The sequence below is a fragment of the Paraburkholderia sp. LEh10 genome, from assembly GCF_017814945.1.
Taxonomy (GTDB): domain Bacteria; phylum Pseudomonadota; class Gammaproteobacteria; order Burkholderiales; family Burkholderiaceae; genus Paraburkholderia.
In genome coordinates, this window is record NZ_JAGIPX010000033.1 from 77,333 (window position 1) to 90,597 (window position 13,265).

The following is a 13,265-nucleotide window of genomic DNA, read 5'->3' on the forward strand; positions in this document are numbered from 1 at the left end:
TGCGGAGCAAATACGGCAGGGCTCGTACGCATACTAGAGGGTGGTCGAGCACCGGACCATTATCCATAAGTCTAAGCTCGGTTCCATCCACGGCGCGGAGCTGAGGCGCAGCGGGCGAACGCGGCGCGATCAGATACGCCCGGCTCCTTCGCGAGGGCGAAGCAGCGCGGAGCCACGCCAGTTACGCGCCCCGCCGCGCTCGTACTGTGGGGGATACTGGATCCCGTCGAGCGCATCGAGCTGCTCGGCTGCATGCCATACCCAACGCGGATCGTCGATGAAGGCACGCCCCAGCGCAACGAAGTCCGCCTGCCCTTCGGCGAGCACGGCTTCAGCCTGTCGCGGCGCCACGATCATGCCAACGGTCCGGGTAATTACTCCGGTGGCCGCTTTTACCTCGGCCGCGAGGTGCGTTTGATACCCGGCGGCCACTGGAATCCTGGCAGGGGCTACGCCACCCGACGTCACGCATACATAGGCCACGCCACGTTGTTCGAGGGCTTTTGCCAGCGTCGCCGCTTCATCAACGGTGATACCGTCTGGCAGCCAGTCCGTCCCCGTGATGCGAGAACCGAGTGCAACTTCCGGAGGCAGTGCGGCCTTTACGGCATCGGCGATCTCCAACGTGAGTCGCATCCGGTTCTCTAGCGTGCCGCCGTAGTCGTCCTGTCGACGATTGGCGAGCGGCGAGAGAAACTGATGCAGCAGATAACCGTGCGCGGCGTGAATCTCCACAACGTCAAAGCCCAAACGGGCGGCGCGCGATGCCGAGGCAACAAAGGCCGCTTTCACGCGGGTGATGCCGTCCACCGTCATTTCCCGCGGCGTATGCCAGCCCGCAACGAACGGAATGGCCGACGGAGCTTCGGTGATCCACGGTCGCTCATCGGGACCGAGCGCCCCGCGTCCCTCCCACGGACGCTGTGCTGACGCCTTCCGTCCCGCATGCCCGAGCTGGATCCCCCAGCGCGTACCCTCCGGCGCGACCCGCCGCGCGGATTCGATCACGTGCCCGAGAGCCTTTTCCGACGCATCGTCATAGAGGCCGAGGCACCCGTGGGTAATGCGGGCCTGAGGCTCAATAGCGGTGGCTTCGAGCATGATCAGGCCTGCTCCGGATATCCCGAGCTGCATGAGGTTCATCAGGTGCCAGTCATTGGCGCGGCCGTCGACGGCGCTGTACTGGCACATAGGCGATACGGCAATCCGGTTTGGCATGCGAACCGGGCCAACGTCGAGCGGCGTGAAGAGTATTGAGGACATGGCGATCCCTTCGGCAAATGGTGAACGTAAGGTTGGGAAACGCGACGGGAGATAAAGTCGCGTTTCGCGTCACCGCGACATTACGGGCTCGTACCCATGACGTGAATACTCACGAAACGGAATGCCAGATTGCGTCGCACGCAACGCGACAGACAGGACGGGACCGGCTCGGGAACGCTACGGCGCACGCTCAACGTCCGATGCTGCCACTCATCTTCTACGCGCTCCGAGTGTTAGCCGACATCGTTTCGCATTCATGGCGCGCGCATTCTGCACCAGATGGACGATGCTCTGGATCATCCGCTGCCGCCTGGCTTATTCGTTGAATCGTGTTCCGCTGCAACGTGCTCTCGCAAGGGCACACCGACGCTTGAGCGCGACGCTGTCCGACGCGCCACAGCGCATCATGCGATCACCGGCTCGAAATCGCCGATCTCGGCCGTGCGCAGCACCGACGCGAGGATCATCTCGCTGGCATTCAGCGCGGGCGGCTGACAGTGGCGCGGCTGAAAGACCTCGTCGCCACGGCGGATCGCTCGTCCGCTCATCGCGCATACGCCCGGGCCACGCGCGCGGGCCGCTTGCCAGGTCTGGTCGCCGTACGAGCAACGGGTCGCCTCGCTCCACGCAATCGTGGCGGTCACGTCCGTCTGCCGCTCAAGCAAACGAATCGTCGCCTGATGTACGGCACTGGATGCTATCCCGCGAGATTGCAGCACACGCTCCGCCACCATCGCAGGATAGGCATACACCCGCGACAGCAGATCGACCGTCCACCGCCACGGATCGCGATTCGTTTCGAATATCGACATGATGCTGCCCTCCCTTGTCCCGCCAGCGTACTGCGCCGGCGCGAGCGTCTGGTGTACCCCGTGTTATCCAGAAGTCGCCCTGATTCGCCAACGATGCGGCGTGTCACCGACGAACCGTCGGAACACCATCGTAAAATGCGCCTGTGATCGGAATCCGCAGGCGAGCGCGACATCGAGCACGTTCAGCTTCGACGTCACAAGCAGCGTCTGCGCGCGTTCGATCCGGCGTTTCAGCAGGTACTCGTGGGGCCGCAAGCCCGTCGCCCGCCGAAACTGGGCCGCGAACTGCATGCGCGTGAGCCCGGCGCTCCCGGCCATGTCGACCAGTTCGATCGGCTCGGACAAGTGAGCCTCCACGTATTCGGCGACACGCCGCATGCGCCATCCCGGTAACGCCGCGTCATGCGCCCGCCGCGCCATGCCTTCGAAGCGATGCGCGACGAGCCGCGATACGATCGCGAGGCCCACTGCGTCGACGAACATCGCGCCGCACGCGATGTCGCCGGCCTGTGCGGCGACAAGCGCCAGAGCGAGCCGTTCAATCACCGGGTCGTATCGCACGCGCGGATCGTCGAGCAATACGTCCGCTGATGGGCCCTCGTCGAAAAGGCTCTGATAGCACTCGGACAGGCAGCCGGCCGAAACGAACAGATGCAGGACGTCGCAAGCGCAATGGAAGCACGCGCGCGTCGCAACGCGTGGCGTCGTCACCTGGATTGCGCCCGGCATCACGCGGCCGTCGAACAGAACCGCGTCGGCGTGCTCGAACCTCAACGATGTGGATTTCAGGTTGATGCCGACGCAATGAACCGTGTCATGGCCGCCGTGCGTGACCTCCTCCGGCTCGGCGAGATGGCGCGTCCAGCGCGCCAGCCTGACCGCGCGTCGGTTCTCGTCGACCGGACGGCGCCAGTGAGATTCCAGTTCGACGCGATCGCCGCCGGGCCTCAATCCGGGAGTGAGCGACGCAATCAGGGTAGCTGGCAACGACGTCTTCATCGCGGAAGCTCGGTGTTCGTTCACGGTACTTGCGTGAATGATGGATACGCCAGCGGAGACTTTCTTGAACGTTTTTGCCCGGCATTGCACGATTTGATCCGGCAATCGCAGCCACACACGTCACCGTGACCAGATCGGCCATGGTTTGCACAATTACCTAAGCAATTGCTGAATCATCCGTGGAATTCGAAGCATAAAAATTTTATAAAGTGCAGTTTCACGCGCGACTTGTCCGAATTTTCGCGTGCTAGGATTCAGGCCGAAAGCTGGATGTGCAGCGTCCGGTCAGATCACGCGATGCATGGAAGCGAACCGCCCGCATTGCACGCCCCGTGGTCCGCACGCACGCATGCGCATTCGCCCGGATGTCGAAACCGGAAGCCCCGCATGTCCATAGTTGAGCTATCGCGGCTTGCGTCGCTGGCATCCGCGCTGCACGCGCCGCTCCCGCAAGTGGCGGGCACGTGGCAGCCGGATCCCGCGGTCGCACGCGAACTTGAAACACTGGTAGAGGAGTTGACGAACGGCGACCCCGTGTCGACCCGGCTTGGTGCGCTGTTGCGCGATGCGCTCGCCTCTCCGCACGCACAAACGCGCGGTGTCATACACGGTTTGCTGCTCGCGATCTACGGCCACGCCGCGGGGCCCGGCGGCGCGGCGCACGCGCTCGAGCGAGACACCCGCGGAATGACGGCACGCCAGTATCGAGCGCTACTCGAACATGCCCACACGCATCTGTCCGCGCCGCTGACGCCGGCCGAGCTTGCCGCCGCGTCAACACTGACGGCCACACACCTGTCCCGTGCACTCAAGCGCGCGACGGGCGAGACGCCGAAGCAATGGCTCCTGCGGCGGCGCGTCGAGCGAGCCAAGCAAATGTTCATACGAAACGATTGCTCGTTGAGCGAGATCGCAACGGCCTGTGGCTTCTCACATCAGAGTCACCTGACCCGCGTATTCGTCAAGCTGACGGGCACCACGCCGCGTGCCTGGCAGGCGGCGAGGCGAACACCCATGCAGTCGCGGGCGGAACGGACTCGCGCACCATCGGGCTAAGCCTCAGGAATTCGCCGATGTCCAACCATTACGGCAACGAAGCCGCCCAGTACTTCAGACTGCCGCCCATGCCGGTGCTCAGGAGTTCAATGCTTCAAACGCCGGACGTCACGATTACGCGCCTGACGTCCACGCCGGGCGCCGTCAACCTGACCGACCCTATCCCGCCGGAAAACGCGTTCGTTTTATGCCTCCAGCTGCAGCCGCTGCCCCGACACGAGCTGTGGTTGGACGGCAAGCCCGAGCACGTGACGCCCTATGCCCGCGGAGCCGTGTCGGCGGTCGATCTTGCTGCCCGCCCCTCCGCGTTCCTTCCCACGGCGTTCGACTGCCTGCAGTTCTATCTGCCGGAAGCTTCGCTGCAGCGTATCGCCGCCGCGGAAGACTGCACCGCGATCCGCGAACTCGCCATTCCGCACGGCATCCAGGATCCATTCGTCGCGATGATCGGGGAGTTGCTGCTGCCCGCGCTTGCCGGCAACACCGTGCCGCAATTGTTTGTCGATGGTCTGTTGATCGCGCTGCATAGCCATCTCGCAGCGACGTACAGTGGCGTGCGGGTCGCGGATGCACGCAAGACGGGGGCACTCGCCCCATGGCAGGAACTGCGCGCCAAGGCGATGATCGACGCTCACCTCGAAGACGGCCTGTCGATACTCGAACTCGCCGCCGCGTGCGAGCTCTCTCCCGCATACTTCTGCCGCGCATTCCGCCGCTCCACCGGGCTCGCGCCGCACCAGTGGTTGATGCGACGACGCATCGACATCGCGCGCGGTCTTCTCGAACGCGGCACGTTGTCAATCACGGAAATCGCAATCTCATGCGGCTTCTCCGATCAAAGCCATTTCACGCGTGTTTTCTCGCAGATGACGGGCGCCACACCGCGCGCATGGCGTCAAGCGCGCCAGTGATGGCGGCAACTCCGCAAGTGCGCGGCCGCCTCTGCGACGCGACATCGCGCACCTGCACGGCCTCTCGTTCGCATGCGGGCGTGCTCGCTCAACTACGTGCGAGGAGGCTGCACGCCCAGTGCCTCGGCCTTGCGCACGAGATCCGGCAAGGTGCGCACCCGCATCTTCTTCATCACCTGCGCGCGATGAACCTTGATCGTGATCTCCTGCACGGAGAGCTCCGAGGCGATTTGCTTGTTCATCCGGCCCGCGATCACAAGGGTCATCACTTCGCGCTCACGCGGCGTCAACGTCGCATATGCCCGGCGATCGTCATCCAGTGCGCGCTCGCGCCCGAGTCGTTGGCGGTCGAGCGCGAGCGCGCAGCCGACGGCGTCGAGCATCTCATCGTCGCCGAACGGCTTGGTCAGGAAGTCCAGCGCGCCGCCCTTCATCGCCTTGACCGAGGCGGCAACATCCCCGTATCCAGTCATGAACAGGATCGGCATGGTCAAGCCGACGCGCGCCATTTCCTTCTGGACCGCGAGTCCATTTTCGTGATCGAGTTGCAAGTCAAGGATCAGACAGCTCGGTACGTCGGAACGACGGAATTCGAGAAACGCGCGCGACGAAGCAAACGCTTCGACAAGGTAGCCCGCCGAGCGCAACAACGAACTCAACGAACGTCTCAGCGCCTCGTCGTCGTCGACGACATAGACCATCGGCGCCGCATCGTCCATGCCCGGGTCGCCGGACGACGGGCAATCCTGCGTGCACGACATAGCACCCCCCATGCGGATCGGATTCATCGTTTCCGTATGGTAATCGCGCGCCCGGCGGCTTGTCACACACCCCCCGGTTATGAGAAGGGCAGGCACGCACCGCGGACGCTCGAGGGGGTGCCTGAATTTTCCAGCGACCTGCCGGACAATGCGGGGGCCGCGACGACGATGCCCACGGCCCGACCGGCGCGTGGCGGAACCGACACGTCACCCAATTCCACCATTTTGACTGTCCGAGTATGAACATGCGCCCTGCTCTCCCGGCCGATGCGAGCCGGATGGACGCCGACTGGCTCGCCCGCGCGAAGTGGGCCAATATCACGCGATCCGACGACGTGCTGACGTTTGACGTGACGGATCCGGACAACGGCATCGTCTGGTCAGCGCGCCAGACCTCATGGGAGCTCGACCTGCGCTGCCGGCAGATCGAGCGTGAGTTCGCGTTGAACCAATCGCTGGAGCCGGAATGGGCGCTTCTGGCGGTCGCGCTGATTCGCGCGAGCGACGGCCCGGTTCTTGTCCACCCGCACACGGGCGGCAATACGTTCGATTCGCTTTCGGATGGCCAACTGCAGCTCGACACCTTCCTCGACCTGTCGCTCGGCGCAGTGCGCGCCCTTGCCGAGCTCCATCGGCGGTCCTGGCTGCACGGCGACTTGCGGCCAACGAGCCTTTTCGTCGATCAGGACGGCGCGGTGAAGCTCCGCTCGTTCGCCTATGCGAGGAAGCTGCGCAACGACACGGAAGCGTCCGGTCAAATGCGCGCGGATTTCGCCGCCTATGCGGCCCCCGAGCAGGTCGCGTCGGAAAACGCGCGGATCGACGAGCGGTCGGACCTGTATTCGCTCGGCGTCACGCTGTTCCGCCTGCTGACGGGCTCCATGCCGTATAAGGCGTCGTCGACGTCCGAATGGATTCACGCGCACGTCGCCATGCAGCCGTCGCCCCCGGGCGCGTTTCGCAACGGCATGCCGGCCATGCTGGAGCGCGTGATCCTGAAGCTGATCGCGAAAGAGCCGGGTGAGCGCTATCCGTCCTGCGATTCGCTGCAGCACGACCTCGAGCACATTCGCCGTGACTGGCTTGCCTCTGGCCGCGTCGAGCCGTTCGAGCTCGCGAGCGCCGACCCGCTCGCGCGCGTGCGCACACCCGACGTACTGATTGGCCGCGCGGCGCAATCGCGTCAGCTCGCCGACACGCTGAGCCAGGTCGCGCGCTCCAGCGAGACCGCGATCGTCCTCATCGCAGGACCGGGCGGGGTCGGCAAGACGGCACTCGCCGACGAGTTTGCGCGCCACGCGCGCGCGGCGTGGCCGACATCCTGCTGCGCATCCGGCAAGGTCGATCAGTACCAGCCCGCGAGGCCGTACGCGCCGGTGCTACAGGCACTACGCTCACTGTTCGGCGGCGCGCTGGCAAGGCGCGATGACGAGATCGCTGCGATAGCCGCACGGCTGCACGACTGCGTCGGCCGACAGGCGAGCCTGCTGGCCGGCATTTTTCCTGAAATCACCTGGCTGATCGACCCGGGCCCGCTCACGCTTAGCCACGTGGGACAAGCGGACGTGATTCCAGAGTTCCACTTGTGCCACGCACTCGTCAACGCATTCCGCGCATTCGCGGGGCCAGCCGAGCCGCTGCTCCTCATGATCGACGACATCCAGTGGGCCGACGACGCGACGCTCGCATTCATCGCCGCTATCGCAGCGAACGGGCCGGCCAATATCTGCCTGGTCGCCGGATACCGCAGCGAGCAGGACCACACGCCCGCGTTCCAGGCGTTCTTGCGGCAACTGGACCGGGCCCGTGTGTCGAGCATCACGCTGGCTCCGCTCGAACCACACGATGTCGCGAAGATGCTTGCCGCGATGCTGGGCGAGGCGTGCGGCCTGCTGTCGGAGCTAGCCAACATCATCCACCGCAAGACCGACGGCAATCCGTTCTACGTACAGCAGTTGCTGCGCGCGCTGATCGACGAGCGGCTGCTCCGCTATGACTCCGCGCTGCAGACATGGCAATGGCGGCCGGCCGACATCGAAGCACATCGGCACACCGAGAACGTCGCGAGCCTGCTCGTCACCTGGCTCGAACGGCTGCCCCCCAGCGCCCGGGCGGTGCTGTCGCTGCTCGCGTGCGTCGGCACCCGCGCCGATGAGACCCTGCTGTGCGCGGCGGCGGGCGCGACGCCGGCCGAACTCCGCCTCCGGCTGGAGCCCGCCCGCAAGGCGGGCCTGGTCTGCATGCGCGACGGTCACTGGAGCTTCATGCACGACCGCATGCTCGAGGCCGCGTATGCGCTGATTGCTCAGCCGGTGCGCGCCGCCCATCACGCGAACATCGCTGCGGCGCAGCTCGTGCGCCCCGATGCAGCGTCGGCACAAACGCTGCTCGATCTCGCTGCTCACATCGAGGAGGCGATGTCCATGCCGATCGAAGACAGCCAGGCGCTCCCGTTCGCGCACGCGCTCGTCAGTGCGGCGGAAGCCGCGGCAGCGGCAGCGGCACGCCAACGCGCACTGTCGTTCCTCGCGTCCGCACGAATGTTGCTCGGCGCGGAAGACTGGACCCGTCATTACGCGCTCGCCAGCCGGATAGGCATCCTTCGCTGCGGGATCCTGCTCGCGGAAGGGGAAACCGCGCAGGCAGGCATCGAAATCGACGAGCTCCTGGCTCGCGCGAGCATGCCAGCTGACCGCGCCGAGGCGCACCGGCTGAAAGCCGCGCTGCTGACGGTGGAGTCGGAATACGAGCGAGCTGTCGATGTCGCTCTCGCCGGACTCGCTCTGCTCGGCGTGGACCTGCCCGCTCGTCCGACCGAGGCGAATCTCACGGCAGCCTGCCAGGCCGTGCGCGATGCGCTCGGCGAGCGGCACATCCACGAACTGGTCGAGCTGCCCGTGATGACCGACCAGCGGATCGGAGCGACGATGGCGCTCCTCACCGCGCTCGAGGCCGCCCATTTCTACCCGAGCAGCGGACTCGTACTGTTGCACCTGGCGATGATGGTCCAGCTCACGCTGCGCCATGGCGTGACAGCCGCGTCGGTACAGGGGCTCGCGTGGTACGGCGTGAGCATCGCGCAGCATTGCGATGCGTATGAGGAAGGTTTCGAATTCGCGAAGGTGGCTCTCGCGCTCGTCGAGCGCCACGGCTTCGAACGCTATCGCTCTGCGACGCTCGTCGCGCTCGATCAGGTCAGCGTCTGGACCCAGCCGCTCTCGTATGCGCTCGACCGCGCACGCGATGCGAAGGCCGCCGGCAACGCGAGCGCCGAACTACGCTGGATGTGCTACAGCTGCAACCACATCGTCAGCGACCTGCTGGCTATGGGCGAACCGCTCCCGGCGATCCGCGCGGAGATCGAACCGCTGCTGGAAGTCGCGCGCGGCGCGCACTATGAAGACATCGTCGACCTGGTGTCGACGCAGTCGGAATTCGTCGATGCATTGCAGTTCGGTTACGATCGCCCGGTCGGCTCGTGGCGGGCCCGCGCGGCGGCCACCAAAACGCCAATGTCTGTACTGCAGTTTTGGACCGACGTGCTGAAAGGCCAGGCTGCATTCCTCTTCGGCGACATCGACACGGCGCGCGCGTCGTTTGATGCCGCCGCGCAGTACGCGTGGTCCACGCCCGCCCACATCATGCTCTCCGACTTCCATCTGTTCAGTACGCTCGCGCAGATTGCGTGCGACAACGGCGCGACGCAGCCGGAGCGGCTGATCGATCGCCTCGATGCACACCGCGCCAGGTTCGTCGCATGGAGCGCACTGAATCCGCATACCTTCCGCAACAAGCTCGCATTGATCGACGCGGAGTTCGCGCGTATACGCGGCGACCACGTCGCCGCCATGCAGCACTATGAGACGTCTGCGAATCTCGCGGCCGAACGCGGCTTCGTGCACGAACAGGCACTTGCGCATGAGTTAGCGGGACGCCATGCCGCGTCGCTCGGCCTGACCGGTCCCGCGCGCCATCAGTTGCGCATCGCGCACGCGTGCTATCGGCGATGGGGTGCGACGGGCAAAGCGCACACGATGGCGGCCCTGCATCCGTTCGTCGTCGTCGATACGTCCCCGCACGGGATGACGGCCGCTTACGCGCGTGAGGATCTGGACTTCTCTCTCGCAATGCGAACGGCGCACTCGCTGTCCGAGGAAATTGTGCTCGAACGGCTGATCCAGACTCTGATGCGCAACATGGTGGTGTACGCCGGCGCGCGCTATGGACTCCTTCTGCTCGCGCAGCGCGAGAAGCTCGCGATCGAAGCGGTCGCGCGCGTCGTCGGCAACGACGTGATCGTCGACATCGTTCACGGCCAGCCGACCGAACAGGACGTGCCGCTGTCGATCCTGAACGTGGTGGTTCGGACCCGCAAGCCGATCCTGCTCGAAGACGCACAGCGCCAAGGAATGCCGGAACACGTCCACAGCCTGAGCGCGCATCCAACGCGTTCGGTGTTCTGCCTTCCGCTTCTGAAGCAAGGCACGCTGATCGGCGTGCTGTATCTTGAGAATGCGCTGACCCAGGGCGTGTTTTCGCCGCGGCGCGTCGCGATGCTCGAGGTGCTCGCGCCGCAGGCGGCGAACTCGCTCGAGTCGGCGCGGCTCTATGCGGAGCTTGTCGATGAGAGCACGCGCCGGATCGCGACCGAGGCCGCGCTGCTGCATGCGCGGACCGAACTCGCTCGCACCGCGCACATGACGGTGATGGGCGAGCTGGCCGCATCGATCGCGCACGAAATCAACCAGCCGCTGACCACCGTCGTGACGAGCGCCGGCGCATGCATGCGCTGGCTGCGAGGCGAGCAGCCGGATATCGAAGAAGCGCTCGCGAACCTCGAGGACATCCGGGCATCCGGCGTACGCGCGGCCGACATCGTGCGTGCGCTGCGCTCGCTCGCAAGGCAGGCGCCGCCGGCGATGATTCCGCTCGTAATCGATGATCTGATTCGCGACATGCTGCGGCTGACCGCAACCGAAATCGACGCGAAGAACGTGCAGCTGCGCGTCGATCTGCGCAGCGGCGGCATCAAGGTGCTAGCCGACCGTACGCAGATCCAGCAGGTCATCTTCAACCTCGTGACGAACGCTCTCGACGCGATGGATGGCATCGCAGCGCCGCGTGAACTCGCGGTGACGTCGCACCCGAGCGACGGACACGTGGTCGTCGGTATCGCCGACAGCGGCGTCGGCATCGACAAGGAAATCTCCGCAAGGATCTTCGATCCGTTCTTCACGACGAAGTCAGACGGGATGGGGATGGGCCTCTCGATCTGCCGGTCGATCACCGAGGCGCACGGTGGCACGCTCGACGCCGCTCCGCGTGCAGCGTGCGGCACCGTGTTCACGTTAAGGCTGCCAGCCGGGACAGCGCCCTGAAGCGCGCGACCGCGCGACGCCGCGCGAGGCCTTTATTCACCGAGCACTGGACGCTCGCAAAAGCAAAGGTGTACCTACTGCTGTGCGCCGCAAAATCTCACGCTTAGGCGCGCCTGATCAGGCGCAAGCGGCGCTTTCCATCGCAAGGAAAGTTGGTCCTCTCGGGCAGCTGTTGGTCAAGTAATTTTGTGTCGCGAACTGCGATTGCAGCGGCAGGCTTTCGTGCCGTCTGGCGAAATGATCATAGCGCATGGCGCGAACGCTCTTGATGTGCGCATACACCGGGAATAGCGAGTGGTCGCCTGAAGCGCCCATCGCCACGCCGAGCATCACGCCAACGGCGAAGTAGGCGGCGGCAAGCCGAAACCATGCGCGCGAACGCCGGTTGTGCTCGTGGCGCGCTACTTATGCATCCCGGGGCGCGTTCAGTTGCTGAAGAATCGACGCGAAGTCGAGCCAGACGTTCTCGCGCTTGATCTGGCCGTCCGACGTCATGTCGAAGATGTGCAGCAGCCGGAAAGCCAGGCGCCGCCCGTGCCCCGGAATGCCGAATGGCGTGCCAGGCGCGGTACCCTCCCACAGGCTCTCGTCAACGACGAAGTCCGGGCCGTAGTAGCGGCGTAGCGTAGTCACTTTCTCCCCCGCGAGATCAGCGAACAGGCCCTCGAAGAAGCCCCGCGCGTCGGTCTTGCCATGCGCCGGTCCGGTAGGGTATCCCACGACATCGTGCTCGATATCGTCGACCATAGTGCTCAACACACCGTCGACATCGTCTTCAGCCTCGAAACGGAAATGGCGGTCGATCATGCGATCGAATCGCTGTTGCAGCTCAGCGTTCATAGGGGTGCCCCCTTGCTGGTTGGATGAACAAGTGCCTATAATGAGACATATCACTCATTGTGAGACACTTGTCTCAATAGTTGTCCATGCCAACTGCAAAGTCAAGCCCGCCGCAACGCGAAACCGACTCAGACTCAGACAGTCGTGCCAACCAGAAGCACCGCACGCGTCAGGCGCTTATCGATGCTGTCCGGGCATTGCGCGACGAGGGCCACAACCCGACCTTCGCGGAAGTGGCCGAACGCGCGCTGGTGTCGCGCGCCACGGCGTATCGCTACTTTCCATCGATCGAGGCGCTGATCAGCGAGAGCGCGACCGATCGTGGCATGAAGCCGCTCGAGCGTTTCTGGCAACCGGGTGACGACCCCATAGAGGGCATTGGCCGGGCGGCGAACGAGCTGAACGGGCTCTTGATCGACGATGAGATTGGCCTGCACGTGATGGAGCGCTCGTTCATGACTGTGTGGCTCGAAAGCGAGTCGCACGAGACGCCGCTGCGGCCGGGCCGACGCATGAACTACATCGAGCCGATCGTCGATTCGCTGACGGACGTGCTGACGCCAGCGGAGCGCAAGCGGCTAAAGCAGGCGCTGTCAATCGTGATGGGTACCGAGGCGTTGATCGCAGTGCGTGACATCAGCCGCGCGAGCATCGACGAGGCAGTCGACAGCGCCGCCTGGGCGGCTCGGTCGCTCGTACGGCAGGCACTGGCAGAGGCCAAGCCAGCGCGCCGCAAGCGCGGCACCGCGCCCGGGAATGCGGACAAATATGGGGGCGAGTCACGAAAGCGAGTCACGAAAGCCAGAATAGCTATGAGAAGCGCCCCGAAAACGGCCGGTCGCGACGGGCAGCTCTTGGCCGGTAGTACCCGTTGACATCAGAAGCCAGTAAGCAGTGTTCGACTCCAGATAGTTGGCCAGAATCGCGTCTGAATCAAGTCAAGCGTAGACAAAACCAGGAAAGTGGCAAAACCGGCTCTGTCTTTGCCCGTGCTGCAGTGGTAAAGCAATGTGCGGCCCGCTTCAGCCTCTTATATGAAAAGTCACGGCGACGAAGTGCGGCGAAGCTTGACTTGATTATTCTGGGATGTTCGCGAGTGCGTGGCAGACGACCCACTGCGATGCGGACCAATGTGAACCGATGCGAGTCCTACCACCCGTATTTCAGTTCCACGCCGGCGTAATCGGCGTTGTGCCCGCCCGCTTGACGTATCGTGTTGCCTACCTGGAAATGCACGGCTTCCAT

Annotated in this window: 9 protein-coding genes and 1 pseudogene; 4 read left to right on the forward strand and 6 right to left on the reverse strand. The window is 64.7% G+C overall.

All coding sequences use genetic code 11. The annotated features are described in order from the left end of the window. Positions 1-129 precede the first annotated feature (129 nt). The 3 genes from J8I87_RS25465 to J8I87_RS25475 form a co-directional block, all read right to left on the reverse strand. Positions 130-1,263 carry an NADH:flavin oxidoreductase/NADH oxidase gene (locus J8I87_RS25465; RefSeq protein WP_209934789.1) on the reverse strand — a complete coding sequence of 378 codons (1,134 nt, stop codon included), beginning with the start codon at positions 1,261-1,263 and terminating at the stop codon, positions 130-132. A 404-nt stretch (positions 1,264-1,667) separates the two neighbouring features. After that, positions 1,668-2,075, reverse strand: coding sequence for a DUF3331 domain-containing protein (locus J8I87_RS25470; RefSeq protein ID WP_209934790.1), 408 nt, complete (start codon positions 2,073-2,075; stop codon positions 1,668-1,670). 63 nt (positions 2,076-2,138) lie between these two features. Then, positions 2,139-3,074 (reverse strand): helix-turn-helix domain-containing protein, encoded by a 936-nt coding sequence (locus J8I87_RS25475; protein WP_209934792.1) that lies wholly within the window; start codon positions 3,072-3,074, stop codon positions 2,139-2,141. 387 nt (positions 3,075-3,461) lie between these two features. Here J8I87_RS25475 and J8I87_RS25480 point away from each other — a divergent pair, with 387 nt between their 5' ends. Further along, positions 3,462-4,130, forward strand: coding sequence for an AraC family transcriptional regulator (locus tag J8I87_RS25480; protein WP_245254156.1), 669 nt, complete (start codon positions 3,462-3,464; stop codon positions 4,128-4,130). A gap of 17 nt (positions 4,131-4,147) precedes the next feature. Continuing rightward, entirely contained in the window at positions 4,148-5,041 is an 894-nt protein-coding gene (locus J8I87_RS25485; RefSeq protein WP_209934794.1) for an AraC family transcriptional regulator, read from the forward strand. A 92-nt stretch (positions 5,042-5,133) separates the two neighbouring features. Here J8I87_RS25485 and J8I87_RS25490 read toward each other — a convergent pair whose 3' ends face one another. Continuing rightward, a complete protein-coding gene (locus J8I87_RS25490) occupies positions 5,134-5,802 on the reverse strand; it encodes a response regulator transcription factor (protein WP_245254157.1) in 669 nt (222 codons plus the stop codon). A gap of 245 nt (positions 5,803-6,047) precedes the next feature. Here J8I87_RS25490 and J8I87_RS25495 point away from each other — a divergent pair, with 245 nt between their 5' ends. Next, complete coding sequence (locus J8I87_RS25495) at positions 6,048-11,180, forward strand: ATP-binding sensor histidine kinase (RefSeq protein ID WP_209934795.1); 5,133 nt, start codon at positions 6,048-6,050, stop codon at positions 11,178-11,180. 405 nt (positions 11,181-11,585) lie between these two features. On the opposite strand, the gene J8I87_RS25500 is transcribed toward J8I87_RS25495, so the two are convergent. Continuing rightward, positions 11,586-11,987, reverse strand: a complete 402-nt coding sequence (locus J8I87_RS25500) for a nuclear transport factor 2 family protein (RefSeq protein WP_245254158.1) — start codon at positions 11,985-11,987, stop codon at positions 11,586-11,588. Positions 11,988-12,106: 119 nt separating this feature from the next. Between J8I87_RS25500 and J8I87_RS25505 the strand changes: the two genes are divergently transcribed. Continuing rightward, complete coding sequence (locus J8I87_RS25505) at positions 12,107-12,895, forward strand: TetR/AcrR family transcriptional regulator (protein ID WP_209934797.1); 789 nt, start codon at positions 12,107-12,109, stop codon at positions 12,893-12,895. Between the two features lie 21 nt (positions 12,896-12,916). Here the strand turns inward: J8I87_RS25505 and J8I87_RS44940 are convergent. Then, positions 12,917-13,047, reverse strand: a pseudogene (locus tag J8I87_RS44940) (tyrosine-protein phosphatase); the annotation flags it as partial. Positions 13,048-13,265: the final 218 nt, after the last annotated feature.

Bases quoted from the DNA above. Each gene is read 5' to 3' on its own strand.
- J8I87_RS25500 (WP_245254158.1), bottom strand. From the start codon at position 11,987: ATGATCGACCGCCATTTCCGTTTCGAGGCTGAAGACGATGTCGACGGT.
- J8I87_RS25495 (WP_209934795.1), top strand. From the start codon at position 6,048: ATGCGCCCTGCTCTCCCGGCCGATGCGAGCCGGATGGACGCCGACTGG.
- J8I87_RS25490 (WP_245254157.1), bottom strand. From the start codon at position 5,802: ATGTCGTGCACGCAGGATTGCCCGTCGTCCGGCGACCCGGGCATGGAC.
- J8I87_RS25470 (WP_209934790.1), bottom strand. From the start codon at position 2,075: ATGTCGATATTCGAAACGAATCGCGATCCGTGGCGGTGGACGGTCGAT.
- J8I87_RS25485 (WP_209934794.1), top strand. From the start codon at position 4,148: ATGTCCAACCATTACGGCAACGAAGCCGCCCAGTACTTCAGACTGCCG.
- J8I87_RS25505 (WP_209934797.1), top strand. From the start codon at position 12,107: ATGCCAACTGCAAAGTCAAGCCCGCCGCAACGCGAAACCGACTCAGAC.
- J8I87_RS25480 (WP_245254156.1), top strand. From the start codon at position 3,462: ATGTCCATAGTTGAGCTATCGCGGCTTGCGTCGCTGGCATCCGCGCTG.
- J8I87_RS25465 (WP_209934789.1), bottom strand. From the start codon at position 1,263: ATGTCCTCAATACTCTTCACGCCGCTCGACGTTGGCCCGGTTCGCATG.
- J8I87_RS25475 (WP_209934792.1), bottom strand. From the start codon at position 3,074: ATGAAGACGTCGTTGCCAGCTACCCTGATTGCGTCGCTCACTCCCGGA.